General features: G+C 44.2%; 25 protein-coding genes. 8 read left to right on the top strand and 17 right to left on the bottom strand.

Going from position 1 to position 22,925, the window contains the following annotated elements:
- Nucleotides 1-48: 48 nt before the first annotated feature.
- The 5 genes from BOQ04_RS05970 to BOQ04_RS05990 all read right to left on the bottom strand — a co-directional run bounded on the left by BOQ04_RS05970 (nt 49) and on the right by BOQ04_RS05990 (nt 5,401).
- Nucleotides 49-1,380: an MFS transporter gene (locus BOQ04_RS05970; protein WP_076023869.1), complete on the bottom strand. Its 1,332-nt coding sequence runs from the start codon at nt 1,378-1,380 to the stop codon at nt 49-51.
- 38 nt (nt 1,381-1,418) lie between these two features.
- Nucleotides 1,419-2,204 carry an alpha/beta fold hydrolase gene (locus BOQ04_RS05975; RefSeq protein ID WP_076023870.1) on the bottom strand — a complete coding sequence of 262 codons (786 nt, stop codon included), beginning with the start codon at nt 2,202-2,204 and terminating at the stop codon, nt 1,419-1,421.
- An 11-nt stretch (nt 2,205-2,215) separates the two neighbouring features.
- A complete protein-coding gene (locus tag BOQ04_RS05980; RefSeq protein WP_076023871.1) occupies nt 2,216-3,733 on the bottom strand; it encodes an aldehyde dehydrogenase in 1,518 nt (505 codons plus the stop codon).
- 33 nt (nt 3,734-3,766) lie between these two features.
- Nucleotides 3,767-4,447, bottom strand: coding sequence for a GntR family transcriptional regulator (locus tag BOQ04_RS05985; RefSeq protein ID WP_076023872.1), 681 nt, complete (start codon nt 4,445-4,447; stop codon nt 3,767-3,769).
- 264 nt (nt 4,448-4,711) lie between these two features.
- Nucleotides 4,712-5,401 carry a DUF2461 domain-containing protein gene (locus BOQ04_RS05990; RefSeq protein ID WP_076023873.1) on the bottom strand — a complete coding sequence of 230 codons (690 nt, stop codon included), beginning with the start codon at nt 5,399-5,401 and terminating at the stop codon, nt 4,712-4,714.
- A gap of 89 nt (nt 5,402-5,490) precedes the next feature.
- Here BOQ04_RS05990 and BOQ04_RS05995 point away from each other — a divergent pair, with 89 nt between their 5' ends.
- Nucleotides 5,491-6,207, top strand: coding sequence for a hypothetical protein (locus tag BOQ04_RS05995; protein ID WP_076023874.1), 717 nt, complete (start codon nt 5,491-5,493; stop codon nt 6,205-6,207).
- A 40-nt stretch (nt 6,208-6,247) separates the two neighbouring features.
- On the opposite strand, the gene BOQ04_RS06000 is transcribed toward BOQ04_RS05995, so the two are convergent.
- Nucleotides 6,248-7,141, bottom strand: coding sequence for an alpha/beta hydrolase (locus BOQ04_RS06000; protein WP_083657535.1), 894 nt, complete (start codon nt 7,139-7,141; stop codon nt 6,248-6,250).
- 150 nt (nt 7,142-7,291) lie between these two features.
- Here BOQ04_RS06000 and BOQ04_RS06005 point away from each other — a divergent pair, with 150 nt between their 5' ends.
- Together BOQ04_RS06005 and BOQ04_RS06010 are read left to right on the top strand one after the other, a co-directional pair.
- On the top strand, nt 7,292-7,975 hold the full coding sequence (locus BOQ04_RS06005) for an SOUL family heme-binding protein (protein ID WP_076023875.1): 684 nt from the start codon (nt 7,292-7,294) through the stop codon (nt 7,973-7,975).
- An 11-nt stretch (nt 7,976-7,986) separates the two neighbouring features.
- Nucleotides 7,987-8,883, top strand: coding sequence for a histone deacetylase family protein (locus BOQ04_RS06010; protein ID WP_076023876.1), 897 nt, complete (start codon nt 7,987-7,989; stop codon nt 8,881-8,883).
- A 3-nt stretch (nt 8,884-8,886) separates the two neighbouring features.
- Here BOQ04_RS06010 and BOQ04_RS06015 read toward each other — a convergent pair whose 3' ends face one another.
- Genes BOQ04_RS06015 through BOQ04_RS06025 form a run of 3 tightly spaced genes read right to left on the bottom strand, consistent with a single transcriptional unit; the run spans nt 8,887 to nt 10,856 of the window.
- The gene (locus tag BOQ04_RS06015) at nt 8,887-9,045 is read right to left on the bottom strand and encodes a DUF2256 domain-containing protein (protein ID WP_076023877.1); all 159 of its coding nucleotides are present in this window, start codon (nt 9,043-9,045) and stop codon (nt 8,887-8,889) included.
- A gap of 9 nt (nt 9,046-9,054) precedes the next feature.
- A complete protein-coding gene (locus tag BOQ04_RS06020) occupies nt 9,055-10,590 on the bottom strand; it encodes a cryptochrome/photolyase family protein (protein ID WP_076023878.1) in 1,536 nt (511 codons plus the stop codon).
- A complete protein-coding gene (locus tag BOQ04_RS06025; protein WP_233126687.1) occupies nt 10,587-10,856 on the bottom strand; it encodes a TIGR03643 family protein in 270 nt (89 codons plus the stop codon). Before BOQ04_RS06025 ends, BOQ04_RS06020 begins: the two co-directional genes overlap by 4 nt.
- Nucleotides 10,857-10,920: 64 nt before the next feature.
- Between BOQ04_RS06025 and BOQ04_RS06030 the strand changes: the two genes are divergently transcribed.
- Both BOQ04_RS06030 and BOQ04_RS06035 read left to right on the top strand, forming a co-directional pair.
- A complete protein-coding gene (locus BOQ04_RS06030) occupies nt 10,921-11,274 on the top strand; it encodes an HNH endonuclease (RefSeq protein WP_076023880.1) in 354 nt (117 codons plus the stop codon).
- Nucleotides 11,275-11,283: 9 nt separating this feature from the next.
- Entirely contained in the window at nt 11,284-11,604 is a 321-nt protein-coding gene (locus tag BOQ04_RS06035; RefSeq protein ID WP_076023881.1) for a 4a-hydroxytetrahydrobiopterin dehydratase, read from the top strand.
- A 1-nt stretch (nt 11,605) separates the two neighbouring features.
- Here BOQ04_RS06035 and BOQ04_RS06040 read toward each other — a convergent pair whose 3' ends face one another.
- Nucleotides 11,606-12,079: a hypothetical protein gene (locus BOQ04_RS06040; protein ID WP_076023882.1), complete on the bottom strand. Its 474-nt coding sequence runs from the start codon at nt 12,077-12,079 to the stop codon at nt 11,606-11,608.
- Nucleotides 12,080-12,144: 65 nt separating this feature from the next.
- Between BOQ04_RS06040 and BOQ04_RS06045 the strand changes: the two genes are divergently transcribed.
- On the top strand, nt 12,145-12,630 hold the full coding sequence (locus tag BOQ04_RS06045; protein WP_076023883.1) for an acyl-CoA thioesterase: 486 nt from the start codon (nt 12,145-12,147) through the stop codon (nt 12,628-12,630).
- Between the two features lie 3 nt (nt 12,631-12,633).
- Here the strand turns inward: BOQ04_RS06045 and BOQ04_RS06050 are convergent, their stop codons facing one another.
- The 6 genes from BOQ04_RS06050 to BOQ04_RS06070 are packed head-to-tail and all read right to left on the bottom strand — an operon-like array spanning nt 12,634 to nt 18,066.
- On the bottom strand, nt 12,634-13,785 hold the full coding sequence (locus BOQ04_RS06050; RefSeq protein ID WP_076023884.1) for an acyl-CoA dehydrogenase family protein: 1,152 nt from the start codon (nt 13,783-13,785) through the stop codon (nt 12,634-12,636).
- Nucleotides 13,786-13,806: 21 nt separating this feature from the next.
- Complete coding sequence (locus BOQ04_RS10620) at nt 13,807-14,034, bottom strand: enoyl-CoA hydratase/isomerase family protein (protein WP_083657536.1); 228 nt, start codon at nt 14,032-14,034, stop codon at nt 13,807-13,809.
- A complete protein-coding gene (locus tag BOQ04_RS06055; protein ID WP_083657537.1) occupies nt 14,018-14,860 on the bottom strand; it encodes an enoyl-CoA hydratase/isomerase family protein in 843 nt (280 codons plus the stop codon). Before BOQ04_RS06055 ends, BOQ04_RS10620 begins: the two co-directional genes overlap by 17 nt.
- Nucleotide 14,861: 1 nt before the next feature.
- Nucleotides 14,862-15,758, bottom strand: coding sequence for a 3-hydroxyisobutyrate dehydrogenase (gene mmsB, locus BOQ04_RS06060; protein ID WP_076023885.1), 897 nt, complete (start codon nt 15,756-15,758; stop codon nt 14,862-14,864).
- 17 nt (nt 15,759-15,775) lie between these two features.
- Nucleotides 15,776-16,552, bottom strand: a complete 777-nt coding sequence (locus BOQ04_RS06065; protein WP_076023930.1) for an enoyl-CoA hydratase — start codon at nt 16,550-16,552, stop codon at nt 15,776-15,778.
- Nucleotides 16,553-16,563: 11 nt separating this feature from the next.
- Nucleotides 16,564-18,066, bottom strand: coding sequence for a CoA-acylating methylmalonate-semialdehyde dehydrogenase (locus tag BOQ04_RS06070; protein WP_076023886.1), 1,503 nt, complete (start codon nt 18,064-18,066; stop codon nt 16,564-16,566).
- Nucleotides 18,067-18,241: 175 nt separating this feature from the next.
- Here BOQ04_RS06070 and BOQ04_RS06075 point away from each other — a divergent pair, with 175 nt between their 5' ends.
- Nucleotides 18,242-19,108 (top strand): LysR family transcriptional regulator, encoded by an 867-nt coding sequence (locus BOQ04_RS06075; protein ID WP_076023931.1) that lies wholly within the window; start codon nt 18,242-18,244, stop codon nt 19,106-19,108.
- A gap of 50 nt (nt 19,109-19,158) precedes the next feature.
- Here the strand turns inward: BOQ04_RS06075 and BOQ04_RS06080 are convergent, their stop codons facing one another.
- A complete protein-coding gene (locus tag BOQ04_RS06080; RefSeq protein ID WP_076023887.1) occupies nt 19,159-20,829 on the bottom strand; it encodes an MFS transporter in 1,671 nt (556 codons plus the stop codon).
- A 204-nt stretch (nt 20,830-21,033) separates the two neighbouring features.
- Between BOQ04_RS06080 and BOQ04_RS06085 the strand changes: the two genes are divergently transcribed.
- The gene (locus BOQ04_RS06085) at nt 21,034-22,911 is read left to right on the top strand and encodes a propionate--CoA ligase (RefSeq protein ID WP_076023888.1); all 1,878 of its coding nucleotides are present in this window, start codon (nt 21,034-21,036) and stop codon (nt 22,909-22,911) included.
- Nucleotides 22,912-22,925 lie beyond the last annotated feature (14 nt).

Consider the following 22,925-nt stretch of genomic DNA (forward strand, 5'->3'; position numbering starts at 1 on the left):
AAATACCAACCTCATGGTTGGTATTTTTTTAAGAATGACTAACGTTGATTATTGGGTGGATAACTGCTCTAACCCTTGATTGCTTGACTCAATTCCGATCGTTGCTACTGCAATAATTTGCACAATGAGCAAGGCGATCATAAGTGCAAGTACACCAGTCACGCCGTAGGAATTAAATAAGAAAACGACCAAGAATGGCGTTCCGATGGTTGCCCCACGACCAAAGGTGTTGCAAATTCCAGAGGCACGTAAGCGCACTTCTGTCGGAAATAGCTCCGGAACATACATACCAAATAAACCAGCAACTAATACATAAATAGGGATGACCAAGAGCAAACCAAATACTGGCAGTAAATTTGGGTCACGTACAAAGGGATAAATTGCACCAAAAATAGCTGCAATGGCTGAGGCACCAATAATCAGAGTCTTGCGACCAACCTTATCGGCCAGGAAGGCACCCAAGGCTGCTCCAACAGGCGCTCCAATTGACATCACAAATGCAAAGTTAAATGACTTCACGATCGTCATACCTTCTTTTACAAAAAAGGTTGGCAGCCAAGTAACAAAGCCATACAGCAAAGTATTAATCACAATTAATGTGATGGATCCAACAATCATGCGCGGCAACATGCGTGGTGAAAGCAGGTAGCCCACATTGCGCGGCACTGACGGAGCTTGTCCATAAGTCACCGGTGGTAAGACGCCCTTTTCAGCACTGACTTCAGCTTCAATTTTGCTCATTAAAGCCTCTGCCTCAGCATCGCGCCCCACTGACTCAAGCCAACGAGGTGATTCGGGCAAAGACTTGCGAATCATCCACACAATCAAGGCGCCAATACCGCCAATCACAAACATGATTCTCCAGCCAAAATTGGGCACTAGAAACACACCCAATAAAGCGCTAGCTGGTAATCCAGTCACAACAAAAGTAGCCATAAGGCCTTGTAGTTTGCCGCGATATTTTGGTGGGGCGAATTCAGCAAGGGTCGAATAGCCCACAACGTTTTCAGCACCCAATCCAACGCCCATAAAGAAGCGGCAAATAATCAAGATTGTCATGCTAGGAGCCATCGCTGCAGCCAATGAGGCAACGCCAAATAAAGCCAAATTAGCCTGGTATGTAAAACGACGACCAAAACGATCGCCTAAGAAACCAGTTCCAAACGAACCGATCATCATGCCTAAAAATGTCATCGAAACAAATAATGCATTCTCGGCAATTGTTGAAAAGCCACTACTAACAGTTGCTCCCAACACAGTCGATGCTATGTAAATATCAAAACCATCAAAAAACATTCCAATACCAATTAGCCACATGATGCGGCTGTGAAATGCCGATAATGGCAATCGATCCAACCTTGCTCCGCTATCAACTCTCATTTTGTCTCCAATTTTTTATTTTTATTGCTGCAATGAAATTACCTAATGAAATCTTGAATTGCCGCCAAAAACTGTGACGGGGACTGCAACTGCGGTACGTGGGCGCAACCAGTAAGTACAACTAACTCTGAATGAGGCAAGCCCGCATTTAATTCGTACGACATTGGTGGTGGTGTAGCCTCATCATGCTCGCCAACCAACACCAAAACAGGTACAGATACCTTGGATAATTCAGAACGAATATCCAGAGTAGAAAGCGCTTCACATGCACCGTGAAATGTTTCTGGATCGACCGCCAAAAAACATTTTTTTCTTTCAGCAATAAGTTCTGGATTTTTCTCCTGGAACTCAGGGGCAAATAACCTTCTCATGGCAACATCAGCGATAGCCGACAAGCCCTTCTCTTTTGAGGTTGCAGACATCATCTTGAAAGCTGCCCTTCCAGGCTCAGAGAATGCCGCCCCACAATCCGCTAAGATCAACCGGGCGGGTAGCTCTGGATGACGAATGCCGGTAATTAAAGCAATAAACCCTCCATAGCCGTTGCCAAGAAAAATAGGTTTTTGGGTTAAATGAAGTAACTCGATCCCCCTGGCGATATGGTCAGCTATGCCATTCAGATTTCCACCAATATATTCAGACTCACCAAAGCCAGGTAAATTTAAAATAATTGTTTGATGGGTCTTAGAGAGCTCCTGGACAATAGGATCAAAACTGCTTCCATCAGCCAATAATGAATGAAAAAGAATAATCGGAGCGCCCTCACCTACAATGTGAGCACTCAGCCTCTTTCCATTGACCTCGATGATTTTTAATTCGTTCATAGTTGACCCCATTAATTCAAGCGGGGTTGAGCTGAGGTATTTTGGTACCAATCAAATGGAGCGTCATCCAGGCGCAACATCACGCTCTTAGTTTCAAAGTGCTGATCAAATGACTCGGTTCCGCACTCACGTCCGATGCCGGAGTCTTTAATTCCGCCCCATGGTGATGCCGGATCTAAGCGGTGGTGATCATTGATCCAAACGATGCCACACTTCAATTGCGCTGCTAAACGATGTGCGCGGGTGACATCTTTAGTACGAATAGCACCAGCTAAACCAAATGGGGAGTCGTTAGCTAGCTCCAAGCCCTCTTCTTCGGTTGTAAATTTAGTGACTGAAACAAAAGGACCGAAAACTTCCTCCTGAAAAATACGCATATTGCGGGTCACATCAGCAAAAACAGTTGGCTCTACAAAGAACCCATCCTTTAAGCTTGGGTCTGATGGAATCTTACCTCCAGCAACTAAACGTGCCTTATCTTCATTCAAACCAATGTTGATATAACTCAGAACACGTTGCTGTTGCTTGGCAGAAACAACTGGCCCTAACTGAACCGTTGGATCGATCGGATTACCAATTCGGATTGCTTTTGCCTTTGCAGCTAATTTTTCAACAAATTCGTCATAAATCTTCTCTTGAACAATTTGACGGCTACCACAAATGCAAGTTTGACCGGCACCAATAAATGCACCAAACGCTGCATAGTTCACCGCTTGATCAACATCAAAATCATCAAATACCAGTACCGGGGTTTTACCACCCAACTCAAGTGTTTGATGTGCAAAATTACTACCAGCAAGTGCGCCAGTAATACGTCCTGCCTCAGTACCACCAGTTAATACCCACTTAGCCAAGCCAGGATGTTCTGCTAATGCCTTACCAGTGGTAGGCCCTAAGCCAGTAATCACATTGAATGCGCCAGGAGGCAGGCCTGCATCTACGAAAAGTTGCGCCAAGCGCAAAGTAGTTAGGGGCGTGTACTCTGATGGCTTAACAACGGTGGTGCAACCCGAGGCCAAGGAGGGCGCCAAGCTTTTCACCATAATCATTAATGGATGATTGAAAGGCGTAGAATTTCCAACCACACCAATTGGTGTGCGCAATGTGTAATTCAAATAATTACCATCAACCGGAATGACTGAGTCACGACGCGCAATCGCTAGGCCCGCGTTATACCGAAAGAAATCAGGCAACCGTGATACTTGGGCACGGGTTTCATTCAAAGAGCGGCCGTTGTTTGCTGTCTCCAAAGTATAGATCTCTTCAAGATTTGCCTCAAATACATCAGCCAATTTGTTAATTAATTTGGCACGTGTCCGATTGGACATTTGACTCCACTCTTTACTGTGAAAAGTGCTTTTTGCATTCATCACTGCTCGATCTACATCCTCATCACTCGCATGAGAAATCTGCGCCAACATTTCCCCGGTTGCCGGATTGAGAACATCCAACAAATCAGGGCGGGTTGCCGGCACTTCTTTCCCATCAATAAACAAACCGCGAATGGGGATATTTTTATTTTTATTCATCACAACTGTCTCCTACCTTTTATTTTGAAAAAATTAACTAATTACTATTCCTCGATCGATCGCACGCTCAACCCTTTTACCTGCAGCGAGTACATGCTTTTCGGATATCTTTTGTGCAGCCTTCACCAATCGACCCTGAATGGCATGAATGATGTCTAGATGTTCTTGAATGAGACCCTTTGGCTCACCATGATCAAAATTGCTCACACTCATCTGAACCGCCCTCTCCATTAGGTCAATTAAATCTAGCAATTGATCACGCATTCTGGGATTCCCCCCTAACTCTGCCAAACGCCTATGGAATGCTTTGTTATAGGCAACAAAGCCACCCTTCCATTGCTCTGGGTTAAATACCTTAAACACATCCAATTGAGCCAATTCTTCATCAGTCGCATACCGAATCACGCGCTCAATATTGGCGCGCTCTAGCGCTGCTCGTAAATGAAACATATCCAACATGTCAGAGATGGAGACTGGGGACACCCGATATCCCTGTCTTGGCATAGTGATGATCAAGCCCTCACGCTCGAGGCGAATTAGCGCGTCCCTCACTGGAGACTTACTCACTTCAAAGCGAGTCGCTAAATCAGCCTCCCGCACCTCGGCACCTGGGGCGATGCGACAGCTAATGATGTCATTGCGTAGCTCTTCATAGACACGCTCTTTTAAGAGACGAGATCCAGATTCAAGCTGTTCAGCAGACTCAACAATCATGTTTAGTAGAAATATTAGAATTTAATAAAAATTATTCTACTGAAATATTACAAAAATTGGTAATTTTTTATAGTATTTTGTAAGTCATTGTTTTAATTAATAATTATAGTTAGTGATTGCTAATTAAATACTAAAATCTTCTAGAAATTTAATTCTCTAATATATCAAATTGATAAAGAACCCTGAATTTTGATGGGATTTAAGAAAAAAGAAAGCCAATTCCTCGTAGATGGAGGCCCAGGAGAACCGGACTATTGTCTGGAATTATTTAGCCAGCGCGTGCCAGCCAAAGCTGAGTAAGGGGAGTAGATCTACCGCGAATGCAGTGACCTCTTTAATGAGCGTGTTTGAGCAAACAATATTGCGTGGCAATTGCTTGCGAATAATCCATCCTTTTAGCTTAAGGGCTTTTTCAAGCTCCACTGGAACCTCATCAAATCCCCTAGGAATGCGAGCTAAGGTATGAGAGTAATCGAGTTCATAACCCTTACGCTTTAAGGACTTCTCTAGAGATAGCCAGGCCTTAGGGTTATCTAAAATTCCTTGTCGCAATTTCTTTAAGACAGGTGGTTCTGGCTGCATATATCCAGCCGCCACCCTACTGCCTAATGGATCAAGACGAAAGTACAGCACGCCAGAGGAATGTTTATCGCCTGTTCTTGTAAATAAACCACTAGCATGCATGTTGTATGGATGTTTGGCTTTTGAAAATCGAGCGTCGCGATTAATTCTATAAAGGGATCTTTTGGGGTCACCCCACAATGGCACCTCCTTTGCAGCCAAGCTCGCAGATAAGGCATCAGCAAAGGACTTCATTGGCTCGCGTACGAAGTCCTCATACTCCGAGCGATGCTCTGCAAACCAGATCCTGTTTTGGTTGTTGGTCAATGCCTCTAAAAATAGAAAGGCCTTGGGATCAAATCCAGGAAACTTATTGGTGGAGGTTTTAGTCATGTTTTTTTGCGAACAGGGCGATTGCAGCATTTTGACTTTATAGTACCTGATAAGAGTCAATCTGGCACCTATCCTCTTCAGGAACCCAAATGAAAGCAAGTAGCTCATTAATTAAAGCATTCGTATTGGTGATAGCACTTTTATTTACAATGCCCCTTTTTGCAGCGCCTGCGCAAATCATCATTCTTAGGCACGGTGAAAAGCGTAATGAGTTTGATTTATGTGCCACCGGAAAATTACGCTCAAAAGCATTAACGGAATATTATCTGGGCCAAGGGGCAAAAAGCTCCTTATTTACTCTTTCACCACCTGCCGCTTTCTTTGCAATTACCCTTCACACGCTAGAGTTTATTGGCCCTATTGCAGGCACATGGAAAATGCCGGTGATTGCTTATGTGGTTCAAGCATCCCATAAAAGTCCCAGCGCACTCACGCAGTCACTGAATCAACAAACTCAAGAACTTGCAAAAGGGCTTTTTGAAAATCCCTACTGGAATGGAAAGACGGTTGTATTGTCATGGGAGCATTTCCACATAGCAAATGCCGAACTTGAAAAGTCTTTTCCCAATCAAGAAGTCACACTCAGGCAACTTTTAAAACTAGATACCCTAAAAGATCCCAAGGTACCAAAGACCTGGCCAGACTCAAACTACGACTATTTTTGGATTATTCATTACAACGCAGATGGCCTGCCAGAAAAGTTTGAAGTAGTCCAACAAATTTTTGGCTCTGCCTACCCCAAAGTCCCAACAAACAAATGGGGTGAACCAGAGCCAAGCTCAATTCTTTCAACATGTATACCTTAAATACAAAAATACCAGCCCGTAAGCTGGTATTTTTAATCACTTATTGCTTGAAAGTTTCCAGAATTTTTTGATGAATCAGCCCAGTAGGCTGCTCTAGCTGTACTAGCATGGTGTAGTGGTTCTTACCCGGAATCTCTACAAAAGAATTAGGGTGAGCAGTCTTGGCAATCTTCTTAGTAAAGTTATGGGATTGGCGTCGCATTTCACTCAACTCCGCTCCGCCTACAAAAATATAGATGGGCGTCTTCCCTGGGGGCACATGCATCATCGGAGAATTTTTATCCGCAATCGCCTGATCCATTTTGAGGTTTGTATTTAAATAAGAGCCAATTAAAGGCTCTAGCTCATAAATACCGCTAATAGGAATAGCAGCTTTCATTTTGACGCTATCCATTGAAGTGATGGTGAGATGGCCGCCAGATGACCAGCCCGTCAAAATAACTTGATTGGGATTTCCGCCCCACTGTGCAAGATGATTGCCGATGAATTCAACTGCTTTTTTGGAAGATGAAACAATCTCGTCCATATTCGCTTGCGGCGCCAATGGATAACCCACCATGGCAACGCTAATTCCCTCTTTTAAGAAATGATCAGCAATGAATGCAAAATCATTTTTTGAGCGCATTTGCCAAAAACCACCATGGATAAAAATCACAACTGGAGTATTTTTTCCAGCTGAGAAGTAATCAATCTTTTCGCGCTCCAATGGGCCATAAGAAATATCTAAATACTCTGGATGCGCAGCTCTAAATGCCTGACTGCGCTCAACCCAACCATCAAACATGGCTTTGCTCTCTGGAACAGCTTTTGAATTATTGTATGAATCATCCAGAGTTTGCTGATTCATCTGATGCCAGTCCGGGAAATTTTGTGCGTACATAGCTTGAGTAAAAAAAGTGATTAATGCAAATAAAACTAGTTTGAGCAATTTCATACTATCCCCTATCAATATATTCTTTTTTTAATTTACCTCAGTCTTCGGCCGACTAAAAACATCATATTCGCTTTACGCACCTAAATGGGGTAAAAATGGTCGCATCAAGGATGCCTAGCCCCTCCAAAGGCGACAGATTAGAATCAAATCATGAAACTAAGCTTATTTTTAGCATTTCTTATAAATCTAATTTTTATGGGGCATGTGATGGCCTACGATGAGCCGCAGTACAAAGTGCTTTATAGCAGTCAAAATATCGAAATTAGACAATATGCCCCCATGCTCATTGCGCAGGTATATGTCGATGGCGATATGGATGAAGCTTCTAACAAAGGCTTTCGCTTGATTGCCAGCTATATTTTTGGTAACAATCAGTCGGTCACCCAATCGGATCCTGAGAAAATCGCCATGACGACCCCTGTGACTATAGAACCTCAAGCTGAAAAAATCCCAATGACAGCACCAGTGGCCATTGAACCCCAATCTCAAGAGGGAAATTTGGTGAGCTCACAAAAATGGCGCGTGCATTTTGTGATGCCTAGCCAATACACACTTGCCAATATTCCAAAGCCAAAAGATAGCTCAGTTCAGTTAAAAGAACTTCCTGAGCAATATTTTGTAGCACTTCAATACTCTGGTTTTAATACAGCTGGAAAGGTACAGCAACGTTCTCATGAACTACAAGCTTGGTCAAAAGATCAAGGATTAACCATTAGAAGCACTGCGCAACTTGCGAGATATAACCCGCCATGGACTCTGCCGATGTTTCGCAGGAATGAAATCCTGATGGAGATTGCCAAACCTGATTTAAGCAAAATGAAATCTGCAGAGTAAAAGGGAGTCGTTTGAAAGCTTTTTATGCGGATCATTTCGTACTGCCACTACCGGAGGGTCATCGCTTTCCGATGGAAAAGTATGCTCAATTAAGAGACTTGGTCAGCGCAATAGATGGCGTAGAGTTAGTTGAAGCACCTGCGGCAAGTGATACTCAAATTTTGTATGCTCATGATCCTGTGTATCTTATCCATGTCTTAGAAGGAAGTCTTAGCGCCCAAGAACAAAGAGAGATTGGTTTTCCATGGAGTACTCAAATGGTCGAACGATCCCGCAGATCAGCGGGGGCTACGATTGCGGCGGCCAAAACTTCTCTCAAGGAAGGCATTGCTGCCAATCTTGCAGGTGGAACACACCATGCGTATCGCAACAAGGGTAGCGGATTTTGTGTTTTTAATGATTCGGTAATTGCTGCTCGAAGTCTGCAACGAGAAGTTCACTCGAAATTGAAAATTGCTATTATTGATTTAGATGTGCATCAAGGTAATGGCACCGCATCTATTTTAGAAAATGACTCCAGCATTTTTACTATGTCGATTCACGGTGAAAGCAACTACCCTTTTCAAAAAGAAAATAGCGATTTAGATATTGGCCTGGCGGATGGCTGCACCGATGCGACATACCTCAATTCATTGCTGATGGGATTGGATCAATTAAGCACCCGCTTTCAAGCGGATTGCATCATTTACTTGGCGGGCGCAGATCCACATGAAAATGATCGACTAGGTAGACTGAAGATTACCCAAGCAGGCATGCGAAAAAGAGATGAGGCTGTATTTCAGTATGCAAAAGATCTTCAAATACCCATCGCATTTTCAATGGCTGGAGGGTATGGCAAGTCAATTGATTCCACAGTTGCCATTCACCATCAAACCATCATAACGGCTGCCCATTTTCAAAAAAATTAGCCCTTAGGCATTCTTATTTTTGAGCTTCTTACAAGCATCTGAGCAGTACTTCACTTCTTCCCAATTTTTTGCCCAGGATTTTCTCCATACCATCTCTCTTTTGCATACCAGGCAGGTTTTGCTGGGCAAGGTACTTTTATTTCCTTTAAAGGTGACAGTCATTGCTTATTTCTAGAGTTGATCGAGATTGTGCAGTAATTGTTGAGCGTGCAGGACAATTTGATCTTGATCCTCCTGGCTAATTTTATTGAGGTTGGCCGTCATCAATCTTGTTCTGGGGCTAGCCTCAAATTGAGCGCGATGCTTGATCAAGAAATTCCAATACAGCGTTGTTATTGGGCAAGCAGTTTCACCGAAGCGAATGTCAGGCTTATATTTGCAGGTGTTGCAATAGTTACTCATGCGCTTAATATACGCACCGCTAGCAATATAGGGCTTACTGGTAAAGCGGCCACCATTGGCAAACAAAGCCATTCCAGCCGTATTGGGCAACTCAACCCATTCAATCGCATCTACATAGATTGCCAAATACCAATCGCATACTTCCTTTGGCAGTATTTCTGCTAATAAGGCAAAGTTTCCAGTCACCATCAGGCGCTGAATATGATGAGCATAACCATACCGGAGAGTTTGACCAATGGCATCCCTCATACAGGACATGCCTGTCTCCCCCGTCCAATACCAATTGGGTAAGGCCCTACTGTGTTCGTAATAGTTATCTTGCGCCATTTTGGGCATATCTAGGTAGTACATACCACGCACGAATTCCCGCCAACCCAAAATTTGGCGAATAAAACCTTCCACCGTTGCCAGATCTAAGGTGTATTTTTTCCAAGCCTCTAAAACGCTTGCAATGACTTCTCGTGGATTTAGTAACTTCAGATTCAGCGCACTTGAAAGAATCGAATGCCAACCAAATGGGGTATCAGTCCACATCGCATCTTGATACACGCCGAAATTTCGCAAGCGATAATCAACAAAATAAGCAAGCGCTTCAAGCGCTTGATCTCTGCTTACAGGCCAGTTAAAAGCAAGCAATGAACCAGGATGATCTTGATAGGTCGCTTCAACATAATCAATAACCTCTTTTGTGATGCAATCAATTTCAAAGCTCGCGGGCGGATCTATTATCCCGGGGCCTTTTTTTGGATAAGGCTTGCGATTATCTTGATCGAAGTTCCACTGACCCCCAATTGGGTTGCCCTCCTCATCAACCAAGATACGGTGGGTCTTGCGCATCTGTCGATAAAAATATTCCAGCCTAAATTCTTTTCGATTAGCGGCCCACAGCTCAAACTCCTGGTGTGAGCAAAAAAAGTGTTCATCTTCGCGCATCTCCAAACGTAAATCGAGCTCTTGAGCGAGTAGTGCAATCTCCTGCTTTAAACGCCATTCACCCGGAGTTATACATACCAAATGAGTAACTCGATCTTCAAGAATTTGCTGCCTGAGAGTCTCAACAATCGAGAAAGGGGATTCCTTGATATAAGTAAGAGGGTAATGTAACTTCTCAAGCGTATGTGCGAAGTGGCGCATTGCCGCTAAAAACAATGCAATTTTTGCCTTATGGGACCAGACATATTGAGCCTCCTGCACTGACTCAATCATGATGACTCGATCAACCTTTTGATCAAAGTCCCTTAAGGCAGCACTATTTATATCGAGCTGATCGCCCAGAATCAGCACCAACTTCTTGGATAGAGTCATTTATTCTTATACTGAGTGGGGCAGTAGGCTCGTCCTACATCCTTACTTCTCAATGCCTTGTGTTTTGTGACTCTGCCAGTCACGCGCTTACGCCACAATTCAAAAGAACTGCGTTTGAGCTCTGAGCGCATGATCTCGATCACCCGCGACTCATTGAGTCCATAGAGCCTTTCAATAGCATCAAAGGGGGTTCTATCTTCCCAAGCCATTTCAATTAGGCGGGATAAATCAGCTGAGGAGAGTATGCTTAAGGAGGGATTTGGCACTGTGCAAGTTTAAGACTTTTTAACTAAACTGGCAGAAAGTCACTATATTTACAGGCCTGTCGGCATGATTGGAAAAATTCGCAGAAAGCTATGCACTATTCAATCAACTTCCCAGCAAAAGGAAACGGAAGTCATCTGCCCAATCTGTGAGCGCCCTATTCCACCATCGCAAAAGGATGCCCATCATTTAGTGCCAAAATCAAAAGGCGGTAAAACCACCCAATACCTTCACAGAATCTGCCATAGACAAATTCATGCTTTATTTACTGAAACAGAACTGGCGATTGAGCTCAATAACTCAGATGCACTCAGATCAGCACCAGAAATGCAACGCTTCATCGGCTGGGTTCAATCAAAACCTAGCGGGTTTTACGAGAAAGCGCGCAAAAGCAGTCGACTTAAAGATAAACGCCCATAAACCCAATATATGACTACACACCCCAAACCAACGGCTTTAGCCCCACATTTTGATTTTCAGAAAGTAACCCCCAAGTGGAGTCTTAACCCGGCAAGAACTGAAATCACCCGCGAATTTATATTCGCAAACTTTGACTACGCTTTTGAGTTTATGACGCTGTGCGCACAATACGCCAAAGAGATTGATCATCATCCTGACTGGTCAAACTCTTGGAATAAGGTCAGCGTAAGTCTGAGTACCCACTCAGCAAAGGCACTGACTCAATTAGATATTCTGCTAGCACAGGCTATGGAAGACGCCTATCAAAAAGTGCTAGCGAACAGCAAATGAATCATTGCTCTTTTGGATCGAGTTTGGCAGTAGCGCCATTGGCGTCAATACTTAACTGCGCATCAACCATGAGATCGGTGATGCGCATAATCACACCATATTGATTTTTAAGATCCGCCCCATTGACACCGAGCTCAATCACAATTGCGCCATCAGGCTGAGAGTATGTGCCAGAAAAGATATCTAAGCCTAATAAATCTGCCGTTTGACCTTTCATCAGCAAGCCATACTCCTTGGGATAAGCGCTTAACTTGAGGCCGTAAATCTTAAAGGGATAGAAAATTCCTTTGTACTTTAATGTGCCGTCCAAAGTTTCAGTGACGGCAGCGCCACCCGAAATCTCAATTCCAGCCACCTCTGTGTATGTGAAATTAGAGTATTTTTTCGTAATGGCTGCGGCATGAACATCCAGGCTCAGCCAGCCGAGCGCCAATATCAGAATGGAGGCAAGTGTTCTAAATTGGTGCATTGTCATTGGTTTACTCCTGAGTGTGATTGGCAAATCTTAGCTCTTATGACTCCTTAGATTAAACTATTTCCATGAATCTGCCATCACATCAACTGACCATGACGGTCTTAATGACCCCCGATAAAACAAATTTTTTTGGCAATGTGCATGGTGGAGATGTTCTGAAGTTGCTCGATCAAGTGGCCTATGCCTGTGCCAGTCGCTACGCCGGTCGACACGTAGTCACACTCAGCGTTGACCAGGTCACCTTTAAGCAACCTATCCACGTAGGTGAATTATTAACCTTCTTAGCATCGGTCAATCACACTGGCACCTCTTCCATTGAAGTAGGTATCAAGGTAATTGCTGAAAATATTTTGACCAAAGTAGTCAGGCACGTGAATAGCTGCTTCTTAACGATGGTAGCCATGGACGAAAATCGCAAGCCGATTGCAGTGCCAAAATTTATCCCAACGACGCCTGATGAAATTCGGCGTAATAAAAGCGCGATCCTCAGAAAAGAAATGCGTAAAGAACTCGAAGAAAAGTTCAATGCAATTCGAGTTTCCCCAAACTAAAGCCTACAGATCAAGATCTTTCAACGCACGGGCGATCACTAGGCGTTGAATCTCACTAGTGCCCTCATAAATCTGGGTAATACGTGCATCACGGTAGTAACGCTCAACAGGATAGTCCTCTAGATAGCCATAGCCACCATAAATTTGAATCGCTTTTGAGCATACTGACTCTGCCATTTCAGAAGCAAATAATTTAGCTTGAGAAGCTTCAGACAAACAAGGTAATCCGCGTTCGCGCATGCTTGCAGCCTGCAATATCAATAAACGTGCCGCATTAATCTGAGTTTGCATGTCCGCCAAGAAATTCGCAATGCTCTGGTGATCAATTAAGGGAATGCCAAACTGAATTCGCTCTTTTGAGTATTTAAGTGCTGATTCAAAGGCAGCTCTAGCAATTCCAAGCGCTTGGGCAGCAATACCAATACGCCCACCCTCTAGATTGGAAAGTGCAATAGCCAAACCTTTCCCGCGGGGACCAAGCAAATTGGACTCTGGAATAACGCACTGATCTAAAGTAATTGCACAGGTATCAGAACCACGGATTCCCAACTTTTTTTCAACTCGATTCACTATAAAACCGGGAGTATCGGTTGGAACCAAGAAGGCGGAAATGCCTTTTTTACCAAGCTCAGGATCTGTCACAGCAAAAACAATAGCCAGCTTGGCTCTTTTACCATTACTCACAAACTGCTTGGAGCCATTGAGAGTCCAAGAGCCATCTTTTAAGACTGCTTTAGTTCTTAAATTATTCGCTTCCGATCCAGCTTGAGGCTCAGTCAAGCAAAAGCAGCCAATTGCGCGACCAGTTGCCAATTCTCTCAACCAAGTTTCTTTCTGCTCATCTGTGCCATATTTCATAATCGGGCCACAACCAACCGAGTTATGAATACTCATAATGGCCCCAACTGCGCCATCACCTGCAGAAATCTCTTCTACCGCAAGAGCATAAGAAACATAATCGACATTAGCTCCACCCCACTCTTCAGGTACATTCATACCCAATAAACCCAATTCACCCATTTGGGCTATGACCCCATCATCAATCCAACCCTCATGATCCCAACGCTCACCATGTGGGGCGAGTTCATTTTTGGCAAAATCTCTTGCCATGTCCTGAACCATAATTTGCTCTTCTGAGAGTTCGAGAAACGCCATACCTATATCCTTCAGGAATTATCAATACTGACTTAGTAATGGGAATAATTCACGTATTTTTTGTTCATTTAATTCCACCAAAGTGTAAGCCCACTGAGGTGAATTATCTTTGTCAATAATCAAAGCCCGAATCCCCTCTACAAAATCGCCGACCTCAATCCAGCGACTAGATAAGGCGAGTTCCATCGCAAAGCATTGCGAAATACTGAGATGTTTACCTCGACTCACTGTTTCACGGGCGCCGACCATAGCAATTGGGGATCTTTTTTTTCATAAGCTCAGCTGTCTCACCAATCCAAGCGGGGGCATTTGCCGCAAGCTGATCCAAGCGAGCAATTATTTGCCCTACGCTTCCTAATGAAAAAGTAGCATCAATGAGCTCCTGCCTTTCCATCAATTGCGCATTGTGAGGCTTATTACGCGCACCTAAATCGAGCAAAATTACTTTAATTTGATCTGCAGTAGATTTTTGCTGATCCAAAGCTTCTAAACACTCTTGAAATCTGGCTAATTGTTCTGAAGGCAAAATCCAATCGACCAGGTGTGCGTACAAAGCGTCTTCAGCACCCAGGGTGACGCCCGTCAAAGCCAAGTATTGCCCAATACTTCCGGGGCATTTCGATAAGAAATGACTGCCACCAACATCTGGAAAGTAACCAATTGCTACTTCAGGCATAGATATTTTTGAACGCTCGGTTGCCACTCTAAAACTAGCGCCTTGAGAAATTCCCATACCACCACCCATCACATAACCATTCATGAGAGCAATATAGGGCTTTGAATAACGATATATATATTCGTTCAAATCATATTCATCGCGAAAAAAATGAGCGTGCTCATCCCGTCCTGAGGTAATACTCTCATATAGACTGCGTATGTCGCCTCCAGCACAAAAGGCCTTCTCACCTTCGCCTCTCACTAAAACTGCTAGCACCTCTGGATCCTTCTCCCACTCCTTGAGCGTTTGGTGCATTAATTGAATCATTGGATAATTCAACGCATTTAATGCCTTTGGACGATTCAAGGTAATCAGACCAAGTCCGCTTCTCTTCTCAAAAAAAATATCGTTACTCATCTTATTTTTTAGTGAATAACTTGATCACTGCTGAGAAATCCAGACTACCGCTACCCTGCAAGCTAAAGGTTTGATAAATCTGTTGCGCTAAGCTGCCAAGTGGAACTGGTTGTTTTGCAAGTTTGGCTGCCTCGGTTGCCAAACCTAAATCTTTCAGCATTAAATCTGCGCCAAAGCCACCGGTATATCCGCGGGAGGCTGGAACATTTTCTAAAACGCCTGGATATGGATTGTAGGTATCTGAACTCCAACAACAGCCACTTGAAGTATTAATAATGCCCGCCAACACTTTAGGATCCATGCCCAATGACACGCCCAAGGACATTGCCTCGGCAGTACCAATCATAGAGATGCCTAAAAGCATATTGTTAGCGACCTTAGCCACCTGGCCATTACCCGCTCCGCCGCAATAAACAATATTCTTGCCCATGCATGCTAACAGTGACTTCATGCGCTCATATAAAGCCTCCTCGCCGCCAACCATAAAAGTAAGCGTCCCAGCTTCTGCGCCTCCAGTTCCCCCGGACACGGGAGCATCTAACATCAAGGCACCCTTTTGCGCTGCTGCCTTGGCAACATCGCGAGCCGACATTGGGTCAATGGTAGAGGAGTCAATTAAAACGACACCGACTACATTGGCCGACAAAATACCTTGCTCGCCAAGATAGACTGATTTGACATGCTGAGCTGCTGGCAACATAGTGATCACTGCATCAACCCCTGACTCCAAAACAGCTGCTGGCGTACTGGCAGATTGTGCGTGACCCTCACCAGCTTTCACTAGGGCGTCCACGTTAGCCTGAACTACATCAAACACGGTTAAGTCGTGGCCTGCTTTGAGCAGGTTACGAGCCATAGGTGCGCCCATATTACCTAAACCAATAAATCCTAATTTCATGATGAGCCCCTTAATTTCTATTGATCTTTAAATACGGGTGGTCGCTTTTCAGAAAAAGCATTCATACCCTCTTTTTGATCTTCAGTAGCAAAGGTTGAATGGAACAGACGTCTTTCAAAATGAATGCCTTCGTTCAAAGTCATTTCATATGCACTATTGACTGCCTCTTTAGCCATCAAGGTAATTGGCAGAGACATAGAGGCAATCTTTTGGGCTGTTTTTAAGGCATCCGGAATGAGTTCATCTAAAGGCACAATACGCGTCACTAAGCCAGCTCGCTCAGCCTCAGTAGCATCCATCATGCGCCCAGTTAAAACCATTTCCATGGCTTTTGACTTACCCACCAGTCGAGTCAAGCGTTGAGTGCCACCAGCGCCAGGGATGGTGCCAATCGTGATTTCTGGCTGGCCAAATTTAGCATTATCTGCAGCAATAATGAAATCGCACATCATGGCTAATTCACAACCGCCACCAAGTGCATAACCAGCAACGGCTGCAATGGTGGGCTTACGAAATTTGGTAATACGCTCCCAAGTTGCCGTAATGAAATCAGACTTGTATACATCCATGTAAGACCAATCTTTCATTGCCTTAATATCGGCACCCGCAGCAAACGCTTTTTCACTCCCCGTGAGAACTACTGCAGCAGTTGCGTTATCCGCCTCTAATACGTCTAGTGCATCACCTAGCTCTCTAGTGAGATCTGGACTTAATGCATTCAAGGCCTTTGGGCGATTGAGTGTAATCAGAGCTACTTTGCCATGATTGGTAACAATAAGATTTTCGTAGGTCATAAAGGCTTTCATTACTTCAAGCTAATGGTTGTATTTACACCAGCAGTCGCGGTCGTATCATCAAACCAGCGTGCGGTTACGGTCTTGGTTTGAGTATAGAAGGCAATTACTTGCTTGCCATACGGCCCCAAGTCACCTAGTTTAGACGCACGGGAGCCAGTAAAGGAGAACATCGGCACCGGTACTGGAATAGGCACGTTAATGCCAACCTGACCAACATCAATCTCCTCCTGAAACTTACGGGCTGCGGCACCAGACTGGGTAAAGATCGCCGTGCCGTTGCCATTGGGATTTTTGTTAATCATGGCAATCGCCTCATCAATGTCCTTTGCAAAACTGAGACACAACACGGGGCCAAAAATTTCTTGCTCGTAAATAGTCATCCCTGGTTTGACATCTGAGAAGATGGTTGGGCCTACAAAGTTGCCATTCTCATAGCCAGCCACCTTAATAGCTCTGCCATCTAATTCGAGCTTGGCTTCAGTAATGCCTTTTTCAATCAAGCCACTGACTCGTTGATAGGCCGCCTGAGACACCAATGGCCCAACATCCGTGCCCGCTTCAACACCAGCATTCACTTTTAAGGTTTTAGATTTCTCTACTAAATCGGCTACCCAATTTTTAGCATCGCCAACCATAATTGCTACGGAGATCGCCATACAGCGCTGACCAGCCGCACCAAAAGATGCGCCGAGCAAGTTATTGAGAGTCTGTTCTTTGTTAGCATCAGGCATGATGATCGCGTGATTTTTTGCACCCATCATGCATTGAACCCGCTTGCCACTCAAGGTGGCACGGTTGTACACGTGCGTACCAACACGCGTAGATCCAACAAAAGAAACCGCTTTGATGTATGGATGATCGCAAATACCATTCACAACCGATTCACCACCATGGACCACATTTAATACGCCTGCTGGGACACCAGCCTCTGCCGCCAACTCAACTAAACGCATCGTCACCATCGGATCTTGCTCAGAAGGCTTGAGAACAAATGTATTGCCAGTCACGATAGCCATTGGGAACATCCACAAAGGAATCATGGCAGGAAAATTAAACGGGGTAATTCCTGCGCACACACCAATGGGCTGTAGGAGACTATAGGTATCTACACCGCCCGCTACATTGTTTGCGTAATCACCTAATTGCAAATTTCCAATTGCAGCAGCATGCTCAACCACTTCTAACCCGCGAAAAACATCACCTTCAGCATCAGCCAGAGTTTTACCTTGCTCTGCCGTCAAAATGGCTGCAAGTTCTTTCATATTCTCGCGAATTAACTGTTGGTACTTGAGAAAAATGCGCGCCCTTGCGCCAATAGATGTTTTTTTCCAAGTAGCAAATGCTTTGGCAGCGCTTGCAACTGCCGCATTTAATTCATCAGCAGTAGCAAAAGGAACACGCGCCAACACTTCTTGCGTTGCGGGGTTCACCACATCACGCCATTCCTGTGTTTTTGATTGAACCAATTTGCCATCGATAAATAAGGGGACATTGGGAGGGTTTATGGCCATGAGGATTTCCTTTAGCTTGCTTGAAGTGAGTGGATTAGTAAAAACACACTGGTGTATGAATGGATCAAGCATAGCTGCATAAAAATGTATTAACAACACTATAAATTGCAACTTTAATCTGCAATAATGCACACAATGAAAACCACTTGTTACCAATAAAAATATAATGAATTCAATGAATTGGGATCATTTACAGTATTTTTTAGCGCTAGCCAAGGATGGAAGGCTAGTGGTAGCAGCACGCTCTTTAGGGGTAAACCACACCACAGTTTCGCGGCGTATTCAAGCACTAGAACGAGAAATGGGGGTTCAGCTCTTTATTCGCAATAACCTTGGATTTGAGCTCACTGAAGCTGGAGTACAGCTGCAAGATATTGCACACAAAGTAGAGCGCCAGATTCATGGCATCAATAAAAATAATTATGCAGAAAATACCGAGGTTACTGGCACGGTACGCGTAGGCGCTACAGAGGGGTTTGGGACCTATGTCATCGGGCCAATTTTGCATCGCCTCAGTAAGAGGTACACCCGCATTTCGATCGACTTACTTTCATTGCCACGCATTGTGAACTTATCGCGGCGCGAGGCTGACATTGCCATCACCTTGCAAAGACCCACAAGAGGGCCTTACATCGTCACCAAACTAAGAGACTACGAGTTAAAGCTTTATGCCTCCAAGGAATACTTGGAATCCAATCCTGAAATTACAACACGTAGTGATTTGGATAAGCAGACATTTATCAGCTATGTAGATGATTTGCTCTTTAGTAAAGAATTAAGCTACTTAGATGAAATCTGCAAACCAAAACAAATTTCTTTTCGCAGCACCAGCATTCAATCTCAATTACAAGCAGCGCGCTCTGGACTAGGGGTAGCAATCCTCCCTAGTTTTATGGTGGCTCCCGATAGCAGCCTACAGCTAGTTCTCCCCAAAGAGATAGAGGTAATACGGAGCTTTTGGATGATTATGCCCAATGAGTATAAAAAAATTGAGCGCATGAATTTAGTCTGGGATTGCATTAAGCGTGAGGCATCGATCTAAAGAAAAAGGCCCAAAAAATTGGACCCTTTTCTATATTAAAGACTGACTACTTAGTCCCGGGAATAAATATCCACATTTTTTGTTTCGCGGATAAATAAGGTTCCGATTACCAAAGTCATCGACGCAATGATGATTGGATACCAAAGACCATAGTAAATATTGCCATTCTGAGCAACCAAAGCAAACGAGATGGTTGGCAAGAGGCCGCCAAACCAACCGTTACCGATATGGTATGGCAGTGACATGGAGGTATAACGAATACGGGTTGGGAACATTTCAACCAATATTGCCGCTAAAGGTCCGTAGCTCATCGTTGCCAAGATAACCAAGATTGCCAACAAAACAACTACCATCACCATGTTAATTTGAGCAGGATCTGCCTTAGCAGGATAACCAGCAGCATCCAAGGCTTCGCGAATCGACTTCTTAAACGCAGCATCTTTGGCTTTGAGCTCATCTGGAGCTAGGCCCTTAGCGTTATAGCTTTCAATTTCTTGATCGCCGATCTTCACCTTAGTAACTGCTCCAGCAGAAGCAGGGATAGTGCTGTAACTTGCAGAGTTATTAGCCATTACCTGCTTAGCAATATCGCATGAGCTAGTGAATTTTGTAGTGCCGGTTGGGTTGAACTGGAAAGAACATTCAGCCGGATCTGCGGTGATTGCCGCAGGCGAATTTGCCATTGCCATTTCCAATTTTGGATTGGCGTAGTGGGTCAAATTATTAAACAATGAGATCGGCGTATTTGGGATATACAAAATCACCGCCAGTAATAGGCCACCCATGATCACAGGCTTTCTACCAATCCTGTCCGAGAGTGAGCCAAAGACCACGAAGAATGGCGTACCGATAACTAGTGCTAGAGCCATCAATAGGTTGGCCGTTTTACCATCCACTTTCAATACTTGCGTGAGGTAGAACAAGGCATAGAACTGACCTGTATACCAAATTACTGCCTGGCCAGCAACCAAACCAAAGAGCGCCAATAAAACGACTTTCAAGTTTTTCCATTGGCCAAATGATTCTGAAATCGGAGCCTTGGATAACTTACCTTCTGCTTTCATTTTTTGGAAAGCAGGAGATTCACTCATTGATAAACGAATCCAAACAGATATGCCAAGTAATACGATGGAAACGATAAATGGAATCCGCCAGCCCCAAACATCAAAATCGGCGCCTGTGAGTTCACGTGTAAACAGGATCACTAGCAATGAGAGGAATAGGCCCCCAGTAGCAGTCATCTGGATCCAAGATGTATAAGCACCGCGTTTACCATTTGGTGAATGCTCGGCAACATAGGTTGCTGCACCACCGTATTCACCACCTAAAGCCAAACCCTGAAGCATACGTAAGGCAATCAAGATCACCGGCGCTAGAACACCAATAGATGCATAGCTTGGCAAACAACCGACTACAAAGGTTGAGCCACCCATAATGAGGATGGTTACTAAGAAAGTGTATTTACGACCAATCATGTCTCCAAGGCGACCAAAGACCAAGGCGCCAAATGGACGAACAATGAAGCCAGCCGCAAATGCTAAGAGAGCAAAAATAAAAGCTGAGCCCGCATCAAGGCCAGAGAAAAACTGTTTCGCAATGATGGCTGCAAGTGAACCATAAAGGAAAAAGTCATACCACTCAAAAACGGTACCCAGTGATGAAGCAAAAATAACCTTACGCTCTTCTGCCGACATCGGGACTGCCTTGATTGCTGTAGACATCAATAGCTCCTATTTAATTTTTTTTATGAAAGATTAACAAGTTGCTAATTATGTATTCAAATAATTTAGTTTTGTGCCTTATTAGGGAAAACCTTAGATCAGAGATGCAGGGTAATCCCGAAGATTGATCTTTACTGCAAAGCACTTACACTCAATTGTCAAAATTAGAATTATTTCTAAAGCATCTCTATAAAGAAAGTGTGTATGTCTTATATCGAGTTCCACAAATTATCTATTGAGAACCCTAGCGATTTTTGGTCAGAACAAGCCAAGCTGATTGACTGGAAAAAACCTTATGACTCGGCATTGGATTACTCAAACCCCCCATTTGCCAAATGGTTTGTGGGCGGATTAACGAACCTCAGTTACAACGCAATTGATCGCCACCTTGCGCAGCGCGGCGATCAGTTAGCTCTAGTAGCAGTATCTACAGAGACCAATCAAGAAAAAATCTATACCTATCAAGAGCTCTATGCAGAGGTGAATCGCATGGCAGCCATCCTGAAAGCGAACGGGGTTAGCAAAGGTGATCGCGTATTAATTTATATGCCAATGATTGCTGAGGCCGCCTTTGCCATGCTGGCATGCGCTCGTCTTGGCGCCATTCACTCAGTAGTATTTGGCGGCTTTGCTTCGCATAGCCTGGCCACTCGAATTGATGATGCGGAGCCAGTGGTGATTGTGACTGCTGAAGCTGGCATGCGCGCAGGCAAAATTGTCCCTTACAAACCACTGCTAGATGAGGCCATTGAGTTAGCCAAATACAAGCCGAAAAAAGTCTTGATCGTCAATCGGGGCCTGACACCGTTTACCCAAATCGCAGAGCGCGATTTAGATTACGCCACCGAATATCAAAAATATCATGATGAGCTCGTTCCGGTGGAATGGGTTGATGCTACTCATCCATCCTATATCTTGTATACCTCAGGCACAACCGGTAAACCAAAAGGAATTCAAAGAGATACCGGGGGCCATGCAGTTGCCTTAGCAGCCTCGATGAAATATATCTTTTGCGGTCAAGCTGGCGAAACCATGTTCACCGCCTCTGATGTCGGCTGGGCTGTAGGTCACAGCTACACAGTCTATGGCCCCTTGATTAATGGCATGACCTCAATCATGTATGAAGGTACGCCTCTCAGACCCGATCCAGGCATTTGGTGGTCATTAGTTGAAAAATATAAAGTAACAGTGATGTTTACTGCGCCAACTGCAATTCGGGTTCTTAAAAAACAAGATCCTGCTTATTTAAGTAAATATGACTTATCGTCCTTGCGCTTACTCTTTCTTGCTGGCGAACCACTAGATGAACCAACAGCAAGCTGGATCCATGAGGCCATTAAAAAACCAATCGTAGATAACTACTGGCAGACCGAAACAGGCTGGCCCATGATGGCCATTCAAAGGGGGGTTGAGGTGATGCCGCATAAATTTGGCTCTCCTGGCGTACCAGTATTTGGATACAACCTCAAACTACTCGATGAAAATACCGGAGAAGAATTGGGTCCAGACAAAAAAGGAGTGGTTGTGATTGAAGGCCCCCTCCCCCCTGGTTGCATGCAAACTGTTTGGGGTGATGACAAACGATTTATTAGTACTTACTGGGAAACTGTACCTGGAAAACTCACCTACTCGACTTTTGATTGGGGAATTAAAGATAAAGATGGGTATTTTTTTATTCTTGGGCGCACTGATGATGTGATTAATGTTGCCGGACATCGCTTGGGCACCCGAGAAATTGAAGAGTGCCTCTCCAGTCATAGCAACGTTGCCGAAGTAGCAGTTGTAGGCATTGAGGATCAACTCAAAGGACAAGTACCTATAGGTTTTGTCATTACCAAAGACGGCTCGAACGACCCAGAAATCGAATCAGAGTTAATGAAAATCGTTGATTCCAAATTAGGCGCACTAGCAAGGCCAGCAAAAATTTACTTAGTCAATTTACTTCCTAAAACACGCTCCGGAAAAATAGTACGCCGTGCTCTGCAAGCGATTGCAGAAGGACGTGATCCAGGTGACATTAGCACTATGGAAGATAAAACGGTTTTAGGGCAAATACAGGAAGTGATTGATAGTAGAAAGTGATAGCCAAGCAAATA

It is taken from the genome of Polynucleobacter sphagniphilus (genome assembly GCF_001953355.1).
Taxonomy (GTDB): Bacteria; Pseudomonadota; Gammaproteobacteria; order Burkholderiales; family Burkholderiaceae; genus Polynucleobacter; species Polynucleobacter sphagniphilus.